At 67.8% G+C, this 23,705-nt stretch carries 21 protein-coding genes; 8 read left to right on the top strand and 13 right to left on the bottom strand.

Annotated features, from left to right (window positions below; genetic code table 11):
* Nucleotides 1–44: 44 nt before the first annotated feature.
* Complete coding sequence (locus LXE91_RS31515; RefSeq protein WP_039356982.1) at nucleotides 45–1,319, top strand: APC family permease; 1,275 nt, start codon at nucleotides 45–47, stop codon at nucleotides 1,317–1,319.
* 162 nt (nucleotides 1,320–1,481) lie between these two features.
* Here LXE91_RS31515 and LXE91_RS31510 read toward each other — a convergent pair whose 3' ends face one another.
* The 4 genes from LXE91_RS31510 to LXE91_RS31495 form a co-directional block, all read right to left on the bottom strand.
* Nucleotides 1,482–1,778: an XRE family transcriptional regulator gene (locus LXE91_RS31510; RefSeq protein WP_039356984.1), complete on the bottom strand. Its 297-nt coding sequence runs from the start codon at nucleotides 1,776–1,778 to the stop codon at nucleotides 1,482–1,484.
* Nucleotides 1,779–1,850: 72 nt separating this feature from the next.
* Nucleotides 1,851–2,210, bottom strand: coding sequence for a type II toxin-antitoxin system RelE/ParE family toxin (locus LXE91_RS31505; RefSeq protein WP_011355455.1), 360 nt, complete (start codon nucleotides 2,208–2,210; stop codon nucleotides 1,851–1,853).
* Nucleotides 2,211–2,320: 110 nt separating this feature from the next.
* Nucleotides 2,321–3,307, bottom strand: coding sequence for a pca operon transcription factor PcaQ (gene pcaQ / locus LXE91_RS31500; protein WP_039356986.1), 987 nt, complete (start codon nucleotides 3,305–3,307; stop codon nucleotides 2,321–2,323).
* A 77-nt stretch (nucleotides 3,308–3,384) separates the two neighbouring features.
* A complete protein-coding gene (locus LXE91_RS31495) occupies nucleotides 3,385–4,122 on the bottom strand; it encodes a helix-turn-helix domain-containing protein (protein ID WP_039356989.1) in 738 nt (245 codons plus the stop codon).
* Between the two features lie 120 nt (nucleotides 4,123–4,242).
* Here LXE91_RS31495 and LXE91_RS31490 point away from each other — a divergent pair, with 120 nt between their 5' ends.
* The 3 genes from LXE91_RS31490 (at nucleotide 4,243) to pcaG (ending at nucleotide 6,395) form a co-directional block, all read left to right on the top strand.
* Nucleotides 4,243–4,818 carry a YiiX/YebB-like N1pC/P60 family cysteine hydrolase gene (locus LXE91_RS31490; RefSeq protein ID WP_039356992.1) on the top strand — a complete coding sequence of 192 codons (576 nt, stop codon included), beginning with the start codon at nucleotides 4,243–4,245 and terminating at the stop codon, nucleotides 4,816–4,818.
* A gap of 272 nt (nucleotides 4,819–5,090) precedes the next feature.
* On the top strand, nucleotides 5,091–5,798 hold the full coding sequence (gene pcaH / locus LXE91_RS31485) for a protocatechuate 3,4-dioxygenase subunit beta (protein WP_039356995.1): 708 nt from the start codon (nucleotides 5,091–5,093) through the stop codon (nucleotides 5,796–5,798).
* A 3-nt stretch (nucleotides 5,799–5,801) separates the two neighbouring features.
* A complete protein-coding gene (gene pcaG / locus LXE91_RS31480; RefSeq protein WP_039356998.1) occupies nucleotides 5,802–6,395 on the top strand; it encodes a protocatechuate 3,4-dioxygenase subunit alpha in 594 nt (197 codons plus the stop codon).
* Between the two features lie 458 nt (nucleotides 6,396–6,853).
* Here the strand turns inward: pcaG and LXE91_RS31475 are convergent, their stop codons facing one another.
* Complete coding sequence (locus LXE91_RS31475; RefSeq protein WP_039356999.1) at nucleotides 6,854–7,633, bottom strand: AraC family transcriptional regulator; 780 nt, start codon at nucleotides 7,631–7,633, stop codon at nucleotides 6,854–6,856.
* Nucleotides 7,634–7,775: 142 nt separating this feature from the next.
* Here LXE91_RS31475 and LXE91_RS31470 point away from each other — a divergent pair, with 142 nt between their 5' ends.
* Nucleotides 7,776–8,555: an alpha/beta fold hydrolase gene (locus LXE91_RS31470; protein WP_039357002.1), complete on the top strand. Its 780-nt coding sequence runs from the start codon at nucleotides 7,776–7,778 to the stop codon at nucleotides 8,553–8,555.
* A gap of 38 nt (nucleotides 8,556–8,593) precedes the next feature.
* Here the strand turns inward: LXE91_RS31470 and LXE91_RS31465 are convergent, their stop codons facing one another.
* The 8 genes from LXE91_RS31465 to LXE91_RS31430 form a co-directional block, all read right to left on the bottom strand.
* Complete coding sequence (locus LXE91_RS31465) at nucleotides 8,594–9,421, bottom strand: M55 family metallopeptidase (RefSeq protein WP_039357005.1); 828 nt, start codon at nucleotides 9,419–9,421, stop codon at nucleotides 8,594–8,596.
* On the bottom strand, nucleotides 9,418–10,500 hold the full coding sequence (locus LXE91_RS31460; protein ID WP_039357008.1) for a DmpA family aminopeptidase: 1,083 nt from the start codon (nucleotides 10,498–10,500) through the stop codon (nucleotides 9,418–9,420). Before LXE91_RS31460 ends, LXE91_RS31465 begins: the two co-directional genes overlap by 4 nt.
* Nucleotides 10,500–11,393 (bottom strand): glutathione ABC transporter permease GsiD, encoded by an 894-nt coding sequence (gsiD, locus tag LXE91_RS31455; protein ID WP_039357010.1) that lies wholly within the window; start codon nucleotides 11,391–11,393, stop codon nucleotides 10,500–10,502. Before gsiD ends, LXE91_RS31460 begins: the two co-directional genes overlap by 1 nt.
* Before the next feature lie 13 nt (nucleotides 11,394–11,406).
* Nucleotides 11,407–12,327 carry a glutathione ABC transporter permease GsiC gene (gene gsiC, locus LXE91_RS31450; protein ID WP_039357012.1) on the bottom strand — a complete coding sequence of 307 codons (921 nt, stop codon included), beginning with the start codon at nucleotides 12,325–12,327 and terminating at the stop codon, nucleotides 11,407–11,409.
* Between the two features lie 79 nt (nucleotides 12,328–12,406).
* On the bottom strand, nucleotides 12,407–13,969 hold the full coding sequence (gene gsiB / locus LXE91_RS31445) for a glutathione ABC transporter substrate-binding protein GsiB (RefSeq protein ID WP_039357015.1): 1,563 nt from the start codon (nucleotides 13,967–13,969) through the stop codon (nucleotides 12,407–12,409).
* 95 nt (nucleotides 13,970–14,064) lie between these two features.
* The gene (locus tag LXE91_RS31440; RefSeq protein ID WP_039357016.1) at nucleotides 14,065–15,966 is read right to left on the bottom strand and encodes a dipeptide ABC transporter ATP-binding protein; all 1,902 of its coding nucleotides are present in this window, start codon (nucleotides 15,964–15,966) and stop codon (nucleotides 14,065–14,067) included.
* Nucleotides 15,967–15,995: 29 nt separating this feature from the next.
* A complete protein-coding gene (locus LXE91_RS31435; RefSeq protein WP_039357018.1) occupies nucleotides 15,996–16,994 on the bottom strand; it encodes an isoaspartyl peptidase/L-asparaginase family protein in 999 nt (332 codons plus the stop codon).
* On the bottom strand, nucleotides 16,991–17,935 hold the full coding sequence (locus tag LXE91_RS31430) for a MurR/RpiR family transcriptional regulator (RefSeq protein WP_039357021.1): 945 nt from the start codon (nucleotides 17,933–17,935) through the stop codon (nucleotides 16,991–16,993). The genes LXE91_RS31435 and LXE91_RS31430 overlap by 4 nt, the downstream gene beginning before the upstream one ends.
* A 467-nt stretch (nucleotides 17,936–18,402) precedes the next feature.
* Here LXE91_RS31430 and LXE91_RS31425 point away from each other — a divergent pair, with 467 nt between their 5' ends.
* From LXE91_RS31425 to LXE91_RS31415, 3 genes are all read left to right on the top strand, one after another.
* Complete coding sequence (locus LXE91_RS31425) at nucleotides 18,403–19,674, top strand: MFS transporter (protein ID WP_039357024.1); 1,272 nt, start codon at nucleotides 18,403–18,405, stop codon at nucleotides 19,672–19,674.
* A 27-nt stretch (nucleotides 19,675–19,701) separates the two neighbouring features.
* Nucleotides 19,702–22,122 carry a glycoside hydrolase family 31 protein gene (locus LXE91_RS31420; protein WP_039357026.1) on the top strand — a complete coding sequence of 807 codons (2,421 nt, stop codon included), beginning with the start codon at nucleotides 19,702–19,704 and terminating at the stop codon, nucleotides 22,120–22,122.
* Nucleotides 22,123–22,233: 111 nt separating this feature from the next.
* Nucleotides 22,234–23,421 (top strand): porin, encoded by a 1,188-nt coding sequence (locus LXE91_RS31415; protein ID WP_039357028.1) that lies wholly within the window; start codon nucleotides 22,234–22,236, stop codon nucleotides 23,419–23,421.
* Nucleotides 23,422–23,705 lie beyond the last annotated feature (284 nt).

Below are 23,705 nucleotides of genomic sequence, written 5' to 3'. Positions count from 1 at the left end.
GCGCCCGCGCTCGAACACAACAAGCCTTCCGGAGACTGCTGTCCATGCCCTCGCATGTCGAATCACCCGCCGCTCATCACGCGGGCTCGCTGACCATTTTCCAGGGCGCCGCGCTCTATATCGGCGCCGTGCTCGGCACCGGCGTGATTGCGCTGCCCGCACTGGCCGCCGAGGTCGCGGGCCCGGCCTCGCTGCTCGCATGGGCCGCGCTGGTCGTGCTGTCCGGACCGCTCGCGGCCACCTTCGCCGCACTCGGGGCGCGCTATCCCGATGCAGGCGGCGTATCGACCTACGCGCGGCGCGCATTCGGGCCGAAAGCTGCGGCGATCGTCGGATGGTGTTTCTACTTCGCGGTACCGGCCGGCGCACCGGCTGCCGCCATGTTCGGCGGCGCATACGTCGCGGCCGTCACGGGCGGCGGGCACACGACCGTCGTCGTCACCGCTGCCGCACTGATCGCAACGGTGTCGGCCGCGAATGCATTCGGCGTCACCGTTTCGGGCCGCATGCAGCTCGTGCTGTCGGCACTCCTCGTCACGCTGCTGCTCGCCGCGGTGCTCGCCTCCGCGCCGCACGCGCGCACCGCGAACCTGCATCCGTTCGCACCGCATGGCTGGCTCGCGGTCGGCCAGGCTGCCGCGCTGCTCGTGTGGAGTTTCGCCGGCTGGGAAGCGATCACGCACCTCGCGGCTGAATTCCGTCGGCCCGCGCACGACATGCCGCGCTCGGCCGGAATCGCGGTCGTGGTGGTCGGGTTTCTGTATCTGTCGGTTGCTGCCGCGAGCGTGACGGTGCTCGGGCCGTCCGCGGGCGGATCGGGTGCGCCGCTCGCCGAACTGATCGCGGGCGGCATCGGCGGCCATGCGCAGGTGCTGGCCGCCGCGGCCGCGCTGCTGCTCACGCTCGGCACGATGAATGCGTATTTCGCGGGTGCGGCCAAACTCGGCGCAGCGCTCGGGCGCGACGGCGCATTGCCCGCGTGGCTCGCGCAAGGCAGCCAGGTCGGCGGCGTGCCGCGCCGCAGCCTTGGCGTGATCGCCCTGCTCGCAGTAGTCGCACTGGCTGCGACGACGCTGTCGGACGTCGGGCCGAAGCCGCTCGTACTCGTCACGTCCGGGTGCTTCGTGATGGTGTACGGACTCGGCGCGGCCGCCGCGCTGAAACTGCTGCCGCGCGGCGGCATCGCACACCGTTGTGCATGGATTTCGCTGGTCGCGGTGGCCGGGCTGTTCCTGACGACCGGCTGGTACATCCTGTGCCCGCTGATGCTCGCGGGCGGTGCGCTGCTCTATCTGCAGGCGGCCGGCCCGCGCCAGTGACCCGGCAACTGCGCGCCGGCCGGCACTCGCCTGCTTGCGGCGACGCGCGGGCTGATCATCACCGAATCGCTGGCCGGATTGCCGGCCACTCCGCCAGCCACTCCGCCGTGCCGATCACCCGTTGGGGCGCAGCCGCGGTCATGTGCCGATTCTTCGCGGCCGTCAGGCGGGTAGCAGCTCGAAGCTGAGCCGTTTGCCGAGCGCGGCGGCCGCGCTCGCGAGCGTCGCCAGCGTGAGGCTCGTGTCGGTTTCGTCGAGCAGGCGGTTGAGCGCGGCGCGGCTGGTTTTCATCCGCGCGGCCATCGCGGTTTTCGTGATGTGCTGCGCCTTCATTTCCTGCCCGATCTGCCAGGCGATCACGCGCTTGATCGCGGTGGCGGTGGCCGCTTCGAGATTGCCGTCCTCCTCGAGGAAGGTATCGAAATCGCTGCCGATATGCGGATTGTTCGAGGTCGTCATGGGTACTCCAGTGCATGGCGTTGCCGGTGGCCTGACCGTCGAAGACGGTGCGCTCCGGCGCAACCGGGGAATTCAGATGGCGCGCATCAGCGCTTTCAGGCGCGCGACGGTGACATCGAGATCGTCCGACGGCGTGGCCCGCGACTGCTTGAAGAAGCCGTGCAGCAGGACCATCGTGTCGCCGACGACCGTAAACAGCACGCGGGCGCTCCGCCCCGGCAGCATCACGCGGATCTCCCACAGATCCTGCGCCATCTTCCGGACCAGCGGCATGCCGAGCGGCCAGCCGAGTTGAACGGTCTTGATCTCTTCGCCGATCGCCCTTCGCTCCGCTTGCCCAAGCGCCTTCAGCCATTCGCGCACCGGCTCGTTGCCACGAGCCGTCTGGAAGAACCGCACGCCGAGCGTGACCTGGATCTGCTGTCTCGTCATCGTCTTGACACCAATCGTACCAAAATAGGTACGATATGCCAAGCACCCCGCGGCGCGCTACTGACCGGATGGCCAATCGGGCAGCCGGGAACGGGGGGCGGTCCGCCGGCTCAATCGTCGCGACGAGCCGGCTTGCGCGCCGCGCGTGGCGTCCCGTGCTCACCCGTCTCGCCGAACCGCGACCGCGCGATGTCGCGCACGGCATCGATCAGCGTCCGCGCGACCGGCGACGGCTGCGCATCGGTGCGCAGCACCAGCCCGACCGGCTCGTCGGTGCCTGCCGACGGCAGCGGCAGGCGTGCCAGCACCCCGGCCGACAGGTCATATTCGGCCGCATAGAGCGGCACGAACCAGACCGCGTCGTTTTCGAGCGCCAGCGCACGCGCGACCGATATCGACAACACCTCGATGAACGAATCCAGCGGCGGCACGCCGCAAGCGCCGAGCAACTGCTCGGCCGACTGGCGGATCAGCGTGCCGAACGGCGGCAACACGACCGGATAGCGCGCAAGCTCGGCCGCCGGCGCCGCATTCGAGAGCAACGGGTGCCCGGCGCGCACGACGGCAACGAGCGGCTCGTTGTACAACTGCTCGAACGCGAGCCCGATCATCCGCTCCGGCTCCGACAGCCGCCCGATCGCGCACTCGATCGCGCCGGACTTCAGGCGCTCGAGCAGATCGGCGTTCGCGGCCGTCGCGATCCGCACGACGACGCGCGGCCAGCGCTCGGCAAGCGCCTTCATCAACGCGGGCGCGAGCGATGCCGCGACGGTCGGCAGCATGCCGATTTCCAGCGTCGCCGCGGCGGCGCCGCCCTCGCGTGCAAGCAGCCCGACACCTTGCCGCAACGCCAGCACGCACGCGTTCGCGTGCGGCATGAACAGTTGCGCCTCGCGGGTCGGCTGCGCGCCCTGCCGGCCGCGCTCGAACAGCTTCACGCCGAGGATCGCCTCCAGTTCGGCGATCGTTTTCGACACGGCTGGCTGCGTGATCGACAGGCTTTCGGCTGCCTTCTGCACGCCGCCCAGTTGGGCGACCGCGAGAAAGCACTGCAGGTGCCGGAACTTGACGCGGCCGTCGGCGATACGGTTATTCATAACGGGTGGTTATGCGATTGACGATGAAATGCCATTTTGCATAACTTTCCGGATAGCCCCAAGCACTCGACGATGCCTCACGCGTTGCGCCGCAGTGCCTGGAAACCGGCCGGCTCCCACATCCGCTTCGCGATCAGCAAGCTGGTGCCGCGCTTCTGCGCGAGTGGCGCGGACGACGATTCCGCATGCAGCGCGGCCGCCTTGCTGCGCAGCCGCCGCAACTCCAGTTCGAGCTCCGCGGAGGCAGCCTCCGTGAGCATCCCTTGCGAGAACGTCATCGTCTCGCCTTCCCCGTCGAAGCGGCTGTCGAGGAAATCGCCGAGCGCGTGCGCATGGAAGTAACGGCGGATCGGCCCGCCCGGCAGCCAGTCGAAATCGCGCGCGACCCGCACGCGAATCCGGTCGCCCGGCAACAGCGCGACGACGTTCATCCGGTCCAGCATCAGCAGGTATTTCACGCACTCGGCCTTCGTCACCTGATAGGCCGACACGATGTCCTCCACGGTCCAGTAGTTGATCGCGCAGACGGCGACGAGCAGCAACTTGTCGTCGGACACGAGCAGCGCCTCCTGCTGCTCGGTCAGCACGCGCAGCCTCGGCGCCGACGCGGACGCCTCCTGCACGAGTTCGGCCAGCGTGTAGCCGAGCAGCTGAGAGATCTCCACGACGCGCTCCAGCGTGAAACGGCCGCTGGCGAACAGCCGCTTCACGCTGGTCTCGGAAACGTCGAGCGCACGCGCGACGTCGCGGTAGGTCATGCCCTGCGCCTTCAACTGGCGCTTCAGCATGTCGATGAGTTGGGCGGTTTCGGTCATTCTGGTATCGAAAAATGATGCTCACGGTCAGATATTAGGCTACCCACACACGCAGAGGAACACTTTCGGATACTTGTCTGCATAATCCGCTCCGTACTGTCACTGAACGACGGAGCCGACATGACCACCCGAACCGAAACCGCTGCCTACGAATCGCATCACACCGCCCCGCGCGAGGCCCGCGACACGGATCGCACGATGCCGCTCGCCACGGTCCGCACGCTGGCCGCCAGCGCGCACGTGGGGGATCTCGTGTTCATCCGCGTGCCGGCGAATGCGCCGCGCGACGCGTCAGGTGCGACGGGCTCGACGGGCGCGTGGGCCAATCGCTTCGGCATCGTCGTCGACACGTCGGGCGACGAGCCCGTGATCGCCGAATCGGCGTTTGCGTGGACGAAGCTCACGCCGCTATCGCGCTTCGTCGCCAGGACCGACGGCGGACGCATCGCGCTGGCCCGTCGCGTCGCGGCGCCGACCGCCGATGCGCAGCGCCAGGTGCACGCAACCGCCGAGCAACGGATCGACGCGCTGCTCGGCAACCGTTTCAACCTGCGGACGCGGCGCGGGTTCTGCGCGCGCTACGTGAGCGACGTGCTCGGGGCCGACCGGGATGCGACGCCGGCCGCACTGCTGCGCAGCGGCACGCTGTCACTCGAATTCGACGGGATCGTGTTCGATCCCGGCCGCCAGTCATAACAGGCGCTCAGGGAGACCGGATAACAACAAGAACGACAACACAAAAAGCAGCGACGGGCTGGCTGGAGGGCCGTGCACGGGGTCGTCACCGACGACGCGAAGCCCGATCGCTTTTTCCGCCGGACAGGCATCCTGTCCGGCGGAATTTTCATTGGTGCGTCGAACATAACGAACGGTTATGCGATTCGCGAAAAAAGGTCATTTTGCATAACTTTCCGGATTGGCTAAAGTCGTGCCATCCACTTCGCGAAATACCTGACAGGAGACGCCCGATGGATTCCCCCGCGATCCTCACGCCGCGCGACTGGCCGTCGCATCCGGCCTATGTCCATCCCGAGTACCGTTCGTCCGTGAAGCGCGGCCCGACGCGCCCGCTGATCCCGCTGAAGGAGAAGCTCCGCGACCAGTACGCGCCCGTCTACGGCGCCGAAGATCTCGGCGCACTCGACCACGACCTGACGAAGAACGCCGTGAAGAACGGCGAGCCGCTCGGCGAACGCATGGTCGTCACGGGCCGCGTGCTCGACGAAGGCGGCAAGCCCGTGCGCAACACGCTCGTCGAAGTGTGGCAGGCGAACGCAGCCGGCCGTTACGTGCACAAGGTCGACCAGCACGACGCACCGCTCGACCCCAACTTCCTCGGCGCCGGTCGTTGCCTGACCGACGACGAAGGCCGCTACCGCTTCCTGACGATCAAGCCCGGCGCATACCCGTGGGGCAACCATCCGAATGCGTGGCGCCCGAATCACATCCACTTCTCGCTGTTCGGCGATTACTTCGGCTCGCGTCTCGTCACGCAGATGTACTTCCCCGGCGACCCGCTGCTCGCGTACGACCCGATCTTCCAGGGCACGCCCGAGGCCGCGCGCGATCGCCTGATCTCGCGCTTCTCGATGGACATCACCGAAGAAGGCTATGCGCTCGGCTACGAATTCGACATCGTGCTGCGCGGCCGCGACGCTACCCCGATGGAGCGCTGAACCATGACGACGCTGAAGCAAACCCCTTCGCAGACGGTCGGGCCGTATTTCGCGTACGGCCTGTGCCCGCAGCAATACGACTACGACCTGAAGAGCCTGTTCACGCCGACGATCGCCGCAGCACACGCCGAAGGCGAGCACGTGCTGCTGGTCGGCCAGGTGTTCGACGGTGACGGCAACGTCGTCGGCGACGCGGTGCTCGAATTCACGCAGGTGGACGGCGCGGGCCGCTACCCCGCGTCGCGCGACGACATCGCGAAATCCGGCTTCACGGGCTTCGCGCGGGTCGGCACCGGCACCGATGCGCAGCAGCGCTTCGTCGTCGAGACGGTGAAGCCGGGCCGCATCGCCACCGGCGAAGCGCCTCACATCAACGTAACCGTGATGATGCGCGGGATCCTCACCCACGCGTTCACGCGCGTGTACTTCGACGACGAAGCCGCCGCGAACGCAGCCGACCCCGTGCTGAATGCCGTGCCGGCCGAGCGCCGCGCGACGCTCGTCGCGAAACGCGACGCGCAGCCGGGCCGCCCGGTGGTCTACCGCTTCGACATCCGCATGCAGGGGCCGGACGAAACCGTGTTCTTCGACGTGTGACGCGCGTGCCGGCGCACGCCGGCTTCGCCCGCTACCGCACCGCCGCGTGGCGCGATACCGACAGGCATCGCGCCACGCGGCGTTTTTCATGGTCCGCCGTCATCATTCGATGCTGCAGTGCATCCAGCCGCGTCGCGGGTGCCGACGGCCTTGCCACGGGACTTCCGCGCCCGCATCGGGCGCGCGATTGAAACGCATGCTGCGACAGCACACAAGTCGTTCGTCCGACACGATATCGTTTGCGCGTTACGCGGCGTATTCTTCACTATCCGCAACGCTTCAATGAGATTGAATCGAAACAGGAAACAATCACGCACGTCATGCGCGACACCGTCCGGCAGGCTGGTCGCGCATTTTTTCTGACCGAGTGCCTTTAAGCGCGTCTGACCGAAGTTGGCAGGCGCGTATTTTTTGGCGGCAACCGGCACACCGGCGTGCCGTGCGCCGCTTCCTTCCGGTTAGCGCCGAATCTCCAGATAGCGGCTCGGCGTATCGCCCAGAATGCGGCGAAAGGCCGACGTGAACGCGCTGGCGCTCGCATAGCCGAGATCGAGGGCGACCCGCGTCACCGGCTGCCCGTCGCTCAGGCACGCGATTGCCGCGAGCATGCACACCTGCTGGCGCCATACGGCAAAACTCACGCCCGTCTGCGCGCGGAACTGCCGCGTGAACGTGCGGCGGCTCAAGCCCGCGTCCGCGGCCACCTGGTCGAGATCGGCCGCGATCGACGGCGACGCGAGCAGGTGCCGGCACACCTTCGCCAGCCGTGCGTCGGCTGGCAGCGGCGCATGCAGCGACAGGCGCGGCATCGTCGCGATTTCCGCAACCAGCAGCGCCATCAGCTTGCCCGCGCGCCCGTCGACGTCGTACAGGGCCGGCAGGTCGATCGCATCGTCGATCAGTTGCCGCAGCAGCGCCGATACGCCATACACGCCGCACTGCTCGGGCAGGCCCGCCTCCTGCGCGGCGTCGCCGGACACGAACGTGTTGAGCATCGTGACCGGCCCGGTCATCGTCATTTCGTGCCGCACGCCGGCCGGCACCCAGCACGCGCGCTGCGGCGGCACCAGCCAGCGGCCGTGCGGCGTCGACACGCTGATCGTGCCGCGCGACGCGAACGCGAATTGCCCGCGCCCATGCGCGTGTTCCGGAAACGTCGTGCCCGCCGCATAGTCGTTTGCAGTCACGACCACGCTTCGCGGAATGTTTTCGTAGGGATCTAGCAGCGTATTTCTCACGGCCCGAATTCCATCATCAATGACCCGATATCGAAGGCGGGTCTCCTTCGCGCGATCTACGATCCGCTCCACGCTTGCGCGACCTGACGGCCGCAAGACCCGTCGGCCTGATCGGCCGGATTACCACTGCATCGGAGCGGACATGCCGAATACGTTTCATCGCGTGGGGGACGGCCCCCACCCTGTTCTTGTACTGCCCGGCTGGTTCGGCGACGCCCACGCGTTCGAACCCGTCGAAGCGTGGCTGTCGCGCGAGCACTTCAGCTACGTGTTCATGGACTACCGCGGTTACGGCCGCATGCGCGACGCGGCGGGCCACTTCACGATCGACGAGATCGCCGCCGACGCGCTCGCGCTGGCCGACACGCTCAATTTCGCGACCTTCAGCATCGTCGGCCATTCGATGGGTGCGATGGCGGCCGAGCGAGTCGCCGTCATCGCGCCCGAGCGCGTGCGCGCGCTGGTGCCGATCACGCCCGTGCCGTGCGGCGGCCTGCCGTTCGACGCGGAAAAACGTGCGCTATTCGAACGTGCCGCCGACCACGTCGCCGATCGCCGGTCCATCATCGATCGCAGCACCGGCGGCCGGCTGCCCGCCGCCTGGATCGAGTGGAAAGCCGCGTATTCGGCAGCCCGTTCTTCGTCGCGGGCGTTCGGCGCGTACTTCCGCGCGTGGGCCGATACGGATTTCGGCGACGAGATCGCCGGCATCCATCCGGTAAAAGTGCTGATCGGCGAGCACGATCCGGCGTTCGACGCGGCACTGATGGCCCGCACCTACCTGCGGCGTTACCCGCTCGCCACCGTCGACGTGCTGCGCAATGCGGGCCACTACCCGATGAACGAGACGCCGCTCGCGCTGGTCGCGGCGATGGAAGCGTTCCTGCTCGCCGTGACGGCGAACCCCGGCGGCAGCGCCTGACGACGCGCGGCGCGCAAGCAGCACGGCGGTCATGCGCATCACCGCAGCATGAACGACATCGCCGACAAGCTGTTCAGCGTGCGCACCACATGCTCGACCGAAGGCCCGTCGAAGCGCAGCGTCACCGCATCGACACGCTCCAGCTGCGGCAGCACGCAGAACAGGTCGGCCAGCGCCGCCGTCTGCACGCGCAGCGTGCACGCGGCCGGCGCGGGCCGATGAGCGCCGGCGCGCACGCCTGCCGACAGTGCGTGCGCGACCGCTTCGCGCGCAGCCGTTGCGATCCGCGCACACGACGCGGCGGGCGTGAGCGTATCGCCGCTCGATGCACCGCCGGCCGTCTTGACCGTCTCGAAATGCGCATCCGGAAACAACGGCTGCGTTTCCGCCGCGAACACGTCGTCGCCCGTGGCCAGCGCGACGTGCGCGCCGTATTCCCGCGCCAGCGCACCGTACAGCCCGGCTTCGCCGAGTTCGACGCCGTTCAGCCATACCTGCGTGAACGCAAAACCGTTGATCGTGTGCGCGAGCACGCCGCGCGTCTGCGATTTCGCGTGATAGCCGATCATGAACACGAGGTCGGGCTGCTGCTCGAGGCCCGCCATCATCCCGAGCGTGCGCGGCTTGCCGAGCACGACACGCGCACGCGCATCGAGCCCGTCGGGCAGCAGGTTGCGAAAGCCGCCGTGCGAATCGTTGACCCACACCGCCTGCGCGCCGCCCATGAACGCGCCTTCGATCGCTGCGTTCGCCTCGGCGGTCATCCAGCGGCGCGCGCGCTCGTATTCCGGATTGCCGGCGCGCGTCTGCTCGGTGGCGAATACGCCGGCAACGCCTTCGATGTCGGTTGAAATCAGGATCTTCATGACTGGATAAGACGTCCTTCGTGGCCTTCGTTGAACAGGCGATCGAGGTCGGGCACCGCATCGCGCAGCGATTGCCGCACGTGGCCGTCGCGCCCGGCCACCGTCACGGCCTGCAGCAGCGCGTCGGCGATCGCATGCTCGACGCTTTCGGCCGCGGCCATGAACAGCGGATCGAGCGCCGCGTCGGCGACGAGGGCCGGCAGCGCGATGGTCGATGCGTCGTGCGCGATCGTATATGCAGTGGAAAATGCGAGCGCGATGTCGCCGCTGCCGTGCCCGTAGACCGAGCCCGTGCGAGCCAGCCCCGCACCTGCGCGGCGCGCGAGCCGCGACAATTGCCGCGCGTCGAGCGGCGCGTCGGTAGCCAGCAGCAGGATGATCGATCCTTGCTCCGGCGGCGCCACATGCGCGGCCTCGGCCGCACGCCGTTGCGCGACGATGCGCCCGACCGGCACGCCGCCGAGCGTCAGCATCGGCAGCCGGCCGAAATTCGCGAGCACGAGCGCGCCGACCGTATAGGGCCGCCCCGCCGCGACGGCAACGCGCGACGCCGAACCGATCCCGCCCTTCAGGTCGAAGCTCGACATCCCGCGCCCGGCGCCCACCGCGCCGCGTGCGACGTCGCGCGACGCCGCGCGGCACGCGTCGTCGTAATGCGCGGCCGTAACCGCGAACGCCTGGATATCGTTCAGATAGCCGTCGTTGCACTCGAACACGAGCGGGTTGACGGTCGACCAGTCGCGGCCGATCCGCGGATTCGCCGCGATCGCCGCGCGGATCTGCGCCTGCGCGACCGCACCGACGCCAAACGTATTGGTGAGCGCGATCGGCGTCTCGAGCGTGCCGAGCTCGTCGACCTGCACGAGCCCGACACTCTTGCCGAACCCGTTGATCACCGCAGCCCCCGCCGGCACCTTGCTGCGGTACACGTCGCCCGGATGCGGCTTCACGACGGTCACCCCCGTCTGCACGTTGCCGGCATCGAGCGTGCAATGGCCGACCGTCACGCCCGGCACGTCGGCGATCGTGCCGCGCGGCCCGGCCGGCAGCGTCGCCGCCCACATCGGTGCATGGCGCATCAGCGGCGCTCCAGCTTCGGATCGAGCGCGTCGCGCAGCCCGTCGCCGAGCAGGTTGAGCGCGAGCACGGTCAGGAAGATCGCCAGGCTCGGGAAGATCGCGATGTGCGGCGCCGTCACCATATCCGCGCGCGCCTCGTTGAGCATCGCGCCCCACTCCGGCGTGGGCGGCTGCGCACCGAGCCCGAGGAACGACAGGCTCGCGGCCGTGATGATCGACGTGCCGATCCGCATCGTGAAGTAGACGACGACCGACGACACGGTGCCCGGCAGGATGTGCCGCATGATGATCGTCCAGTCGGACGCGCCGATGCTGCGCGCAGCCTCGACGTAGGTCATGTGCTTGAGCATCAGCGTATTGCCGCGCACGAGCCGCGCAAAGGCCGGGATGCTGAAGATCGCGACCGCGCAGATCACGTTGACCATCCCGTTGCCGAGGATCGCGACCACGCCGATCGCGAGCAGGATGCCCGGGAACGCGAACAGCACGTCGGCCACGCGCATCGTGATGCGGTCCCACCAGCCTTCGTAGTAGCCGGCGAGCAGCCCGAAGAACGTGCCGATCACCGCGCCGAGCGCGACCGAGAAGAAGCCGGCCGCGAGCGAGATGCGCGTGCCCGCGATGATCCGGCTGAAGATGTCGCGGCCGAGCGAATCGACGCCGAACCAGTGCACGACCGACGGCCCCGCGTTCAACGCGTCGTAGTCGAAATAGTTCTCGGGATCGAACGGCACGATGTGCGGGCCGACGAACGCCAGCACGACGAGCGCCAGCGCGAAGCCGCCCGCGACGAGCGCGACGGTCTGCTTGCGGAACTTGCGCCAGAATTCGCGCCATGGCGTGCGGATCGCGCTCGATGCGGCCGGCGCCGCGGGCTGGACAGTCGCGTTCATGCAGGCCTCACTCTCACTTGAACCGGATGGTCGGGTTGATGACCGCGTACAGCACGTCGACGGTCAGGTTGATCAGGATGAACTCGAGCGAAAACAGCAGCACGATCGCCTGGATCACGGGGTAGTCGCGCATCGTCACCGCATCGACGAGCAGGCGCCCGAGTCCCGGCCAGTTGAACACGACCTCGACGACGATCGAGCCGCCGAGCAGGAAGCCGAACTGCAGCCCCATCATCGTGACCACCGGGATCATCGCGTTGCGCAGGCAGTGCTTGAGCACGACCATCGGCTCGTGCACGCCCTTCGCGCGCGCGGTGCGCACGAAATCCTCGTTCAGCACCTCGACGAACGACGCGCGCGTGAAGCGCGCCATCACGGCCGCGACCGCGGCGCCGAGCGTCAGCGACGGCAGCACGTAGCTCTTCCACGAACCGTCCGGCACGACCGGCAGCCAGCCGAGCTTCACCGAGAAGACTTCCATCAGCAGCATGCCGAGCGCGAACGCGGGAAACGAGATGCCCGACACCGCGAGCGTCATTCCGAGTCGGTCGGGCCAGCGATTACGCCATACGGCCGACGCGATCCCGATCGCCATCCCGAACGCCGTCGCCCACACCATGCTGACGAGCGTCAGCAGCAGCGTCGGCATGAAGCGCTCGCCGATCTCGGTCGACACCGGCCGCTTGCTGCGCGTCGATACGCCGAAATCGCCGTGCGCGATCTTCACGAAGAAGTTCGCGAACTGGGTGGGCATCGGCTTGTCGAGCCCGAGATCGGCACGCACGAGCGCGACCGTCGCATCGTCGGCTTCGGGGCCGGCCGCGAGCCGCGCCGGGTCGCCGGGCAGCAGGTGCACGAACAGGAACACCAGCACCGCGACGATCGCGAGCGTGGGCAGCAGGCCGAACAGGCGTTTGACGAGAAAATTCAGCATGGGGCACCGATCGAATCAGCGTACCGGCGGCTTGCGCCGCCGGCACCGCGTGGCGGGCGAGCCGCCGTCATCACCACTGTCATTTCAGCGAGATTTCGTCGAAGTTGAACGAGCCGTCCGGCATCACGTACGCACCCTGCAACCGCTTGCTGCGCGCATACACGATCTTCTCCTGCACGAGGAAGATCCACGGGGCATCGGTCCAGATCTGCTTCTGCGCATCGGCGTAGAGGTCGGCCTTCTTCGCGCGATCGACCGTCTCGAGCGCCTTCGTCAGGTCGCCGTCGACCGTGTCGTTCTTGTAGTACGCGGTGTTGACGAGCTTCGGCGGCGCCGACGCGCCGGCGAGCAGCGGCGTGATCGCCCAGTTCGCTTCACCCGTCGACGACGACCAGCCAATGTAGTACATCCGCACCGGCGCCTTCGCCGGATCCGGCGCGCTCTCGACCTTCGCGACGCGCTCGCCGGCTTCCAGCGCCTGCACCTGCACCTTCACGCCGACCTGCGCGAGCTGCTGCTGCACGAACTGGATCGCCTTCTGCGACGTCGAGTTGTTATACGCGGACCACAACGTCGTCTCGAAGCCGTTCGGATAGCCGGCTTCCTTCAGCAGCGCGCGCGCCTTCGCCGGGTCGTACGGCCACGGGCCCAGCTTCGTCGCGTAGTCGACACCCTGCGGCACCACGCCGGTGGACGGCGTCGCGAAGCCGGAGAACGCGACCTTCGCGAGCGCTTCCTTGTTCACCGCGTAGTTCAGCGCCTGGCGCACCTTCGGGTTGTCGAACGGCTTCTGCAGCATGTTCAGCGACACGTAGCGCTGCACGATCGACGGCCGCTCCACGATGTCGACCTTCGGGTTGCCCTTCAGGTCGGTCGCCTGCTCGAACGGGATGCGGAACGCGAAATCGGCCTCACCGGTCTTGATCAGCGCCGCACGCGTGTTGTTGTCGACCACCGGCTTCCAGTCGATCGCGTCGATCTTCGGATAGCCCTTCTTCCAGTAGCCGGCGAACTTCTTCACCTTCAGGTCGTCGGTCTGCTTCCATTCGACGAACTCGAACGGGCCCGTGCCGACCGGATGCAGCGCGATGTCGCGCCCCCACTTCTTCAGCGCGGCCGGCGAAATCATCACGGCCGACGGGTGCGCGAGCGTGTTGATCAGCGCCGAGAACGGCTCGCGCAGCGTGATCTTCACCGTGTACGGATCGACCGCTTCGGTCTTCTCGATCACGCGGAACATGTTGTAGCGCTTCAGGTGGTTCGCGGGATCGGTCACGCGGTCGAAGTTCGCCTTCACGGCCGCCGCGTTGAAATCGGTACCGTCGTGGAACTTCACGCCCTGGCGCAGCTTGATCGTGTACGTCTTCGCATCAGGGCTCGCTTCGTAGCTGGTCGCCAGCACGTTGACGAGCTTCATGTCCTTGTCGAAGCCGAACAGCCCCTGGTAGAACGACTTGACGACGGCCTGCGACACCGTGTCGTTCGCGTCGTACGGGTCCATCGTCGTGAACGTCGAATCCACCGCCATCACCGCGGTCTGCTGCGCGAACGCGGGCACCGCGGCCGACAGCGCGAACGCGCCGGCAAGCGCGATGAAACACGCGCGCGGACGAAACATCGGGAACGGATGCTGCTTGGTCATTTTGCTGGGCTCCTTTCGGTGAATCGGTGACGCCTCACGGGCGTTTCGGTTTCGACTTCCTGCACGCTCGCGCATCGCCGTGGCGATGCATTTCTTCAATACGCGCCGCCGACGCGATGCGTCGCGACGTAATGATCGGGGCCGACCGCCACGAGCGGCGCGACGGCGGGCTCGTCGCCGACCGCGCGGATCGGGCTCGGAATCTCGTCCGCCGCCAGCTGGCGCGGCGCATGCCGGCGTGCCGGATCGGCCACCGGCACCGCGCTCATCAGCTTCTTCGTGTACGGATGCTGCGGCGCCTCGAACACCGCGCGGCGCGGACCGATCTCGACGATCTGGCCGAGATACATCACCGCGACGCGATGGCTGATGCGCTCGACCACCGCCATGTCGTGCGAGATGAACAGGTACGCGACGCCGAGCTCGCGCTGCAGGTCGAGCATCAGGTTGACGATCTGCGCCTGCACCGACACGTCGAGCGCCGACACCGATTCGTCCGCGATCACGACCTTCGGGTTCAGCGCGAGCGCGCGCGCGATCGCGATCCGCTGGCGCTGGCCGCCAGAGAATTCGTGCGGATAGCGGCGTGCGGCCTCGGGCGGCAGGCCGACCTTGTCGAGCAGCCAGTCGACGCGCGCCTGCGCCTCGGCACCGCTCGCGACGCCGTGCACGAGCAGCGGCTCCATGATCGAGAAGCCGACGGTCAGGCGCGGGTTCAGCGACGCGAATGGATCCTGGAAGATGAACTGGATGTTGCGACGCAGCGCCTGCAGGTCATGGCCCTTCATCGCGCTGATGTCGCGGCCGTCGAATTCGATCGAGCCGCTCTGCGATTCGACGAGGCGCAACAGCGAGCGGCCGGTGGTCGACTTGCCGCAGCCCGATTCGCCGACCAGCGCGAGCGTCTCGCCCGCGCGCAGCTCGAAGCTCACGCGCTCGACCGCATGCACGTATTGCGACACGCGGCCGAACACGCCGCTCTTCACCGGGAAGCGCGTCACGAGATCGCGCACGCGCAGGATCGGCGACGCGGCGTGATCGACGGACGGCTGCGCATCGTCGTTCGCGGCGCGGGCGGGCGCCTGTGCTGCTGAGCTCGTGCCCTCCACCTTCAGCAGCGGGAATTTCTCGGGCGCATCGGTGCCCTGCATCGAGCCGAGTTTCGGCACGGCCGCGAGCAGCGCGCGCGTGTAGCGATGCTCGGGCGCCGCGAAGATGCGATCCGATTCGCCCTCCTCGACCTTCTCGCCGCGATACATCACGAGCACGCGGTCGGCCACTTCCGCCACCACGCCCATATCGTGCGTGATGAAGATCACGCCCATGTTCATTTCGTCCTGCAGCCCGCGCACCAGTTGCAGGATCTGCGCCTGGATCGTCACGTCGAGCGCGGTGGTCGGCTCGTCGGCGATCAGCAGCGACGGCCGGCACGACAGCGCCATCGCGATCATCACGCGCTGCCGCATCCCGCCCGACAGCTGGTGCGGATAGCGCGCGAACACGCGGCGCGCTTCCGGAATGCGCACGAGTTCGAGCAGCCGCAGCGTTTCCGCGCGCGCTTCCGACGGGCTTTTCGACTGATGCAGCGCGATCGCCTCGCTGATCTGGTCGCCGACCGTGAACACCGGGTTCAGCGACGTCATCGGCTCCTGGAAGATCATCGCGATATCCGCGCCGCGAATGCCGCGCATCGTCGCGCCGCTGGCCTGCGCGAGATCGACAATCGCACCGCCGCGCCGGCGGAACGCGATCCGGCCGCTCGTGATCGCGCCGCCGCCGTGCTCGACGAGCCGCATCAGTGCGAGCGACGTGACCGACTTGCCCGAGCCCGATTCGCCGACGATCGCGAGCGTCTCGCCGCGGTCGACGTGAAACGACACGTTGCGCACCGCGTCGAACGTCGCGCCTTCGCGGCGGAACGTGACCGACAGGTCGTCGACGGCCACCACGCGCTGCTCGGGCAGCACCAGGCCGGACGGGTTACGGCTCGAAGTCATCGTGGATCTCCTCCTCGTGCGGTGCGGTTTCAGGCCGTGTCGTCGTCGCGATAGATGCCGACCACCGGCGCTTCACCGACGCGCGCATAACCGCGGTACATCCCTTCGGTGTTGAACGGCATCGCGACGTTGCCCTGCGCGTCGACCGCGATGATCCCGCCGCGGCCCGCGAGGCGCGGCAGCTTGTTCATCACGACGTCGTGCGCGGCATCGGCGAGCGACGCGCCGCGATACGCGATCTGCGCAGCCACGTCATGGGCGGTCGCGAGCCGGATGAACATCTCGCCGGTGCCCGTCGCGGATACCGCGCAGGTTGCGTCGTCCGCATAGCAGCCCGCGCCGACGATCGGCGAATCGCCGACACGCCCCGGCTGCTTGTTCGTGATGCCGCCCGTCGACGTCGCCGCCGCGATGTGACCGTGCTGGTCGCACGCGACCGCGCCGACCGTGCCGTGCTTGCGGTCCGGATCGAGCGGTTCGGCCGGTTGCTGCTGCTGCGATTTGCCGAACGAGAACGTCGCCGCGTCGTGGTCGAGCATCACACCGGCCGCTGCGCGCGCCTTGACCCACTGCGCGTGACGCGCCTCGGTGTCGAAGTAGCCCGGTTCCGCGAGTTCGAGCCCCTGCGCGGCTGCGAACGCATCGGCGCCCTCACCGGCGAACAGCACGTGCTCGCTGGCTTCCATCACGCGCCGCGCGGCCAATACCGGATTGCGCACGCGCGTCGCGCAGCAGATCGCGCCGGCGCCGAGCGTCGCGCCATCCATCACCGCCGCGTCGAGTTCGTGCTTGCCCTCGGCCGTATAGACGGCGCCGCGTCCGGCGTTGAACAGCGGACAATCCTCGAGCATCCGCACCGCGACGGTGACGGCGTCGAGCGCGCTGCCGCCATCGGCCAGCACCTGCTGCGCGGCCGTCAGGATGGCGGTCAGTTCGGCACGGTACTGACGTTCGGTGTCGGAATCCATCGCCTCGCGCAGGATCGTGCCTGCGCCGCCGTGAATCGCAACGATCGCGGGTGAAGTCATGTTTTTTTCGGACGGTGAGTGGAAGGGTTGGCGGCCGGCAGCGTCGCTTGCGGCTGGACGAGCCACGGCAGCAGGAATTCGGTCATCTCGGCCGCGGATTTCGCGGACCGGTGCGTGCGCAGTGCGACCGCGTCGATCAGTGCCTCGATCATCGCGAGCACGGCCGCTTCCGACGTCGCCGCGAAGCGCCGCTCGGCCCTGACGTACAGGTTCAGCGACGCGATCGGTGCGAGCGGCGATTGCGGGCCGTCGGAGATGCCCAGCACGCGCGCCCCGCGCGCCGCCGCGCGACGCGCCAGCTCGATGGTGTCCTTCACGTAGCGCGGAAACGCGAGCGCGATCACGAGATCGCGCGAGTCGGCCGTATACAGCCGCCGCGCCGCGTGCGACGGGCCGCCGAGCAACGCGAGCGACTGCACGTTGTCATGGCAGACGGACAGCCCGTGCTCCATCAGCCCGGTGAGAAACGCGCTCGACCCCGCGCCGAGGATCAGCACGCGCCGCGCGCCGACGATCGCCTCGACCGCGGCTTCGACATCGGCTGCGTCCAGTTGCGCACGCGTGTTCTCGATGTTCGCGACGGCCTGATCGAATACCGCGTCGATCCACGCAGCCCCGCGTACGCCGGGCTCCTGCTCCTGCGCGGAACGCAGCCGCTCGACCGGCCCGAGCGTCGCCTCGAAGCCGCGCACGAGCGCCGCGCGCATCGCCGGATAGCCGTCGAAGCCGAGCGCCTTCGCGAAGCGGTTCGCGGTCGCGATCGACGCATTCACGGCCTGCGCAAGTTCGTCGATGCGCATCGTCGCCGCGCGAAACGGATTCGCGAGCACGAACTCGCCCATGCGGCGGTGGATCGGCGTCATCAACGGCATCGCCGACGCGATCCGCTCGGCGATTGCGGGTTCGTCGTGACTGGCGTCGGGCGGAACGAGAGGCGTCATGCGAAGGGTTGTTGCAAGGATGATGAAAATGAATTTACACAACTCCAATCTCGAAAAGAAATAAATTTTCATCACGGTTGTCACGCCCCGTCGCGCGCCTTTCGCTCATTCGACGCTCGCACAGCCCCGCCGCACGGCCCTTGGCGCGTGATCGCCGTGCGTGGCAACACACGCCGCGTTGCCACGCTCATCGGGAAAACCCCGAGCAAGTTCGTTCGAATGCATTTTCACGTTGACCGGATTCGAATTCGAACATAGGATGCTCGAAAATGATCAGTCGTCAGATAACATCGCAGCTCGATGACGACAAAATGTTCGTTCGAATACCGTATTTTCGATATAAGCCGGTGTGACCCGCGCCCATCAAGATCGGACATCGTACGAATAAAACGAACAAGCCATCCCGCGCGGATGGCCCTTACGGATCGGCGGGCGCCGTGCGCCCGCCCCTCTGACAGGAGACAGCAGTGAAAACAGTCAAGGCGTTGCGCTGGTGGATCATCGTGCTCGTATGTCTCGGCACGATCCTCAACTACCTCGCACGGAACTCCCTCGCGGTGCTCGCCCCCGAGCTGAAGCAGGTCTTTTCGATCTCGACGCAGCAGTACTCGTACATCGTCGGCGCGTTCCAGATCGGCTACACGATCATGCAGCCCGTGTGCGGCTTCATCGTCGACCTGATCGGGCTGCGCCTCGGGTTCGCGCTGTTCGCGATGCTGTGGTCGGTGGTCGGCGTCGCGCACGGCTTCGCGTCGGGCTGGCTGTCGCTCGGCATCCTGCGCGGCTTTCTCGGGCTGTTCGAGGCCGCCGCGATTCCGTCCGGGATGAAGGCGGTCGCCGAATGGTTCCCCGATCGCGAGAAGTCGGTCGCGGTCGGCTATTTCAACGCGGGGACGTCGCTCGGCGCCGCGATCGCGCCGCCGCTCGTCGTGTTCCTGTCGATGCAGTTCGGCTGGCAGGCCGCGTTCATGGCCACCGGCGCGCTCGGCTTCGTGTGGGCCGCGCTCTGGTACGCGCAGTACCGGTCGCCCGCGGACCATCCGCGCATCACGCCGCAGGAACGCGCGCTGATCCGCGACGGCCAGGCGACGATGCCGCCCGTGTCGAAGCGCCGCATTCGCGACGTCGTCACCGCGCGGCGCTTCTGGGCCATCGCGCTGCCGCGCTTCTTCGCCGAGCCCGCGTGGCAGACCTTCAGCTTCTGGATTCCGCTGTATCTCGCGACCGAGCGCCACATGGAGCTCAAGCAGATCGCGATCTTCGCGTGGATGCCGTTTCTCGCGGCCGACCTCGGCGGTATCGCGGGCGGCTACCTGTCGCCGTACCTCATGAAGCGGTTCAAGCTGCCGCTCGTGTGGTCGCGCGTGGCCGGCGTCGCGCTCGGCGCGGTGCTGATGCTCGGGCCCGCGATGATCGGGCTGGTCGCGTCGCCGTACACGGCCATCGCGCTGTTCTGCGTCGGCGGCTTCGCGCACCAGATGATCTCCGCACTCGTCAACACACTGTCGGCCGACGTATTCGATCCCGAGGAAGTCGGCACCGCGAGCGGCTTCGCCGGGATGGCCGCGTGGATCGGCGGGCTCGGTTTCTCGTTGCTGGTCGGCGCGCTCGCCGACAAGATCGGCTATGCGCCGCTGTTCGCGTGCCTCGGCCTGTTCGACATCATCGGCGTCACGCTGCTCGCGATGCTGATCCGCGGGCAGTCGAAGCAGGAACGCCTGCTCGCCCGGCACGCCTGACCTTCGCTCTCACCAGGAATCGCATTCATGACTTCGCTCCTTCATCCGCCCGTGTTCCGCGTCGCCGGCCAGCACGCGAACCGTGTGCTGCTCGCGTCCGAGGTGGGCGCGACCGTCGAGATCTTCGTGCTCGAGGACGACATCGTGCGGGTGCGCGTGCTGCCCGACGCGACGGCCCGCAACCCGCGCACGTGGTCGATCGCGCCGGGCCTTGACGACGTGCCGCTCGACGGGCGCGACCGCCTCGATCTCGACGGCTTCACGCTGCCCGCCTACACGCTCGTCGAAGACGACGATGCCGTGTGCATCGAGACCGCGCAGATCCGCGTCGCGGTGCGCCGGCAAGGCGGCCATTGCACGTGGTCGATACGCGGCGCGGACGGCACGTGGCGCGTCGCACTCGCCGACCGTGCGACGCAGGCGTACAACTTCGGCTGGTGGGACGATCGCGCGTATCACTACGTCGCCCGCGAGCGCGGCGACAAGGTGTTCGGCCTCGGCGAACGCGCGGGCGACCTCGACCGCACCGGCGCGCGCTTCGAGATGCGCAACATCGACGCGATGGGCTACAGCGCGAAGCATACCGACCCGCTGTACAAGCACATCCCGTTCTACATCACGTGGTCGCCCGCTGCCTGCCAGGGGTTCGGGCTGTTCTACGACACGCTGTCGGACTGCGCGTTCGACATGGGCCGCGAACTCGACAACTATCACGGCCCGTACCGCTATTTCGTCGCCGAGCATGGCGATCTCGACTACTACTTCATCGCCTCGCCCGGCACGCCGCTCGCGGCCGCGCGGCGCTTCACGTGGCTCACCGGGCGCCCCGCGCGCACGCCCAAATGGGGACTCGGCTATTCGGGCTCGACGATGAGCTACACCGACGCGCCGGACGCGCAGCAACAGATGAACCAGTTCGTCGAACAGTGCGGCACGCACGACATCCTGTGCGATTCGTTCCACCTGTCGTCGGGCTATACGTCGATCGGCGCGAAGCGCTACGTGTTCAACTGGAACCGCGACAAGTTTCCCGACGCGAAGGGCTTCGTGAAGCATTACCGCGACCACGGCGTCCGCCTGTGCGCGAACATCAAGCCGTGCCTGCTGCGCGACCATCCGGCATTCGAAGACGCGGCCAGGCGCGGGCTGCTGATCCGCTCGGCATCCGGCGAGCCCGCATGGGTGCAGTTCTGGGACGAGGTCGGCGCGTATCTCGACTTCACGCAGCCTGACGCGTATCGCTGGTGGCGCGAGCAGGTCACGTCGGCGCTGCTCGAATACGGGATCGAGTCGACCTGGAACGACAACAACGAGTACGAGATCTGGTCGCCCGATGCGATCGCGCACGGCTTCGGCCAGCCGTTCCCGGCGCGCGAAGCGAAGGTGCTGCAGACGATGCTGATGATGCGCGCGTCGCGCGAAGCGCAGCGCGCGCATGCGCCGGCGCAGCGGCCGTTCCTCGTGTCGCGCTCAGGCGGCGCCGGCATGCAGCGCTACGTGCAGACGTGGTCGGGCGACAACTACACGTCGTGGGAAACCCTGCGCTACAACCTGAAGATGGGCCTCGGGCTCGCGCTGTCGGGCGTGTCGAACATCGGTCACGACATTGGCGGCTTCTCCGGGCCCGCGCCGTCGCCCGAACTGCTGCTGCGCTGGGTGCAGTTCGGCATCTTCATGCCGCGCTTCAGCATCCATTCGTGGAACGACGACGGCACCGTCAACGAACCGTGGATGTACCCGGAGATCACCGCGCGGATTGCGTCGCTGATCAAGCAGCGTTACCGGCTGCTGCCCTACCTCTATCACCTGCTGTGGCTGTCGACGACGCGCTACGAGCCCGTGCTGCGGCCGACCTTCGCCGATTTCCCCGGCGATGCGCGCTGCTACGACGAATGTGACGACATGATGCTCGGCGACGCGCTGCTCGTCGCGCCGGTCGTCGATCCCGGCCTGACGGCGCGCACCGTGTACCTGCCGGCGGGCGCGCGCTGGATGTGCTGCGCGAGCGCGCAGGCATTCGACGGCGGCGCGAGCGTGACGCTGCCCGCGCCGCTCGACACGCCGGTGATGCTGCTGCGCGAGGGCCGCGTGCTGCCGCTGAACGTGGCGGAACAGCATTTCGGCGCGCGTGCCGACACGCGCGGCTTCCTCGTCGCGCCGCGCATCGAGGACGGCATCGCCTACGGCGAATGCGTCGAGGACGACGGCGAGACGGAAGCGTGGCGCGACGGCGAATACGGGCTGTGGCGCATCGAGACCGGCCGCGAAGCGTCGGGCGCGCTCGGCATATCCGTACGCTGGGACGGCCGCCCGGCCCGCCCGGCCGACCGCGTCGAGATCCTGCTGCCCGCCTCGCTGCAAGGCCCGCTCGCCGCGCGCGGCGCGCGCGTCGAGCAGGATGCGCAGGACGGCGCATGGCGCCGTCTCGTCGTCGCATTCGACAACTGAACCGCGTCACCGACGCAAGACGGGCCGTTCACGCGGCCCGCCGCCCGCCACAGAGGAGGCGACCGAGCCTCCCGTTCACCTTGAAAAGATGAAGAGACCTGGAGATCGTCAATGAAAGCACCCGTCAACCGCTATGCAATCCTGATTTTATCGGCCGCATCGCTCGGCACGACCGCCGCCCACGCACAGAGCAGCGTGACGCTGTACGGTGTCGTCGACGATTCGCTCGCGTACGTGAACAACCAGCAGGGCCATTCGAACGTCTACATGCGCGACGGCAACCTGTATGCGTCGAAGTTCGGGCTGCGCGGCGACGAGGATCTCGGCGGCGGCACGCATGCGATCTTCGACCTGCAGTCCGGCTTCAACCTGAACAACGGCGCGCAATCCGCCGCCGGCCTGATCTTCAATCGCCAGGCGTTCGTCGGCCTGCGCAACGATCACTACGGCACGATGACGGCCGGCCGCCAGTACACCCCGTACTTCCTGTTCGTCGGCCCGTACGCGTCGAGCAGCTGGCTGACCGGCGCGACGGGCGCGCATCCGGGCGACATCGACGGCCTCGACACGACGATCCGCGTGAACAACTCGGTCACCTATACGTCGCCGACCTTCGCCGGGCTGACCGCGAGCGCGATGTATGCATTCGGCGGCGTTGCCGGCGCGACCGGCAAGGGCAACACGTTCAGCGCCGCGCTGCGTTATGCGAACGGGCCAATCGGCGTCGCGGCCGGCTACCTGCGCATCAACAGCTCGGGCTCGTCGGCCGGTTTCCTGAATCCGGCGACCGCCGCGTCGGGCAGCTTCGCGGTGTCCGTGCTGAACCAGGGCTACCTGACCGCGAAGGCCGTCGAGCAGGTCGCGGCAGCCGGCAACTACACGCTCGGCGACCTGACGATGGGTCTCAACTACTCGAACGTGAAGTACCTGCCCGGCAACGGCTCCGCGTTCACGGACACGGCCGTGTTCAACACCTACGGCGCGCTCGCCGCGTACCGCTTCACGCCGACATTCTCGGTGGCCGGCGCATTCGCTTACACCCTTGCGTCGAAGGCAAACGGCGTCAACAGTGCGGCCCGCTACCAGCAGTATTCGCTGAAGGAGTCGTACAGCCTGTCGAAGCGCACGACGCTCTATGCGCTGCAGGCGTACACCCATTCGAGCGGGCAGACGCTCGGTGCGCAAGGCGCCGGCCACGTGATCGATGCGGCGCCGATCGTCGGCGATTCGCAGCAGCTCACGCCATCGACGACGCACGGCCAGTTCGTCGGCATGGCCGGGATCGCCGTCACGTTCTGAACCCTCGCGGCAGCGCCTTCGGCGCGCTGCCGCTGCCCCGGGCGACACGCATTTCCCAGATTCCACGCGTGCTGCCCGGGCGCCCGCTACACGGCCGCCGCGGCGTTTTCGACGGGCCGTCCGCCCGCCGCGCGAACCGCGCGGGTTTTCTCGATCCCCCCAATACCTTACAATTCGTCAGGTTTTCCCTTCTGCATGCCCCCTTCTTGCAGTCCTGACACCGCGGTACACTCGGCGCACGCCGTATCAGGGTCCGACGCGTGACGTACGCGCCGGGCGGCGTC

Origin of the sequence: Burkholderia contaminans (assembly GCF_029633825.1) — a bacterium.
Lineage (GTDB): Bacteria > Pseudomonadota > Gammaproteobacteria > Burkholderiales > Burkholderiaceae > Burkholderia > Burkholderia contaminans.
This window is presented reverse-complemented; position numbering and strand designations above follow the sequence as displayed.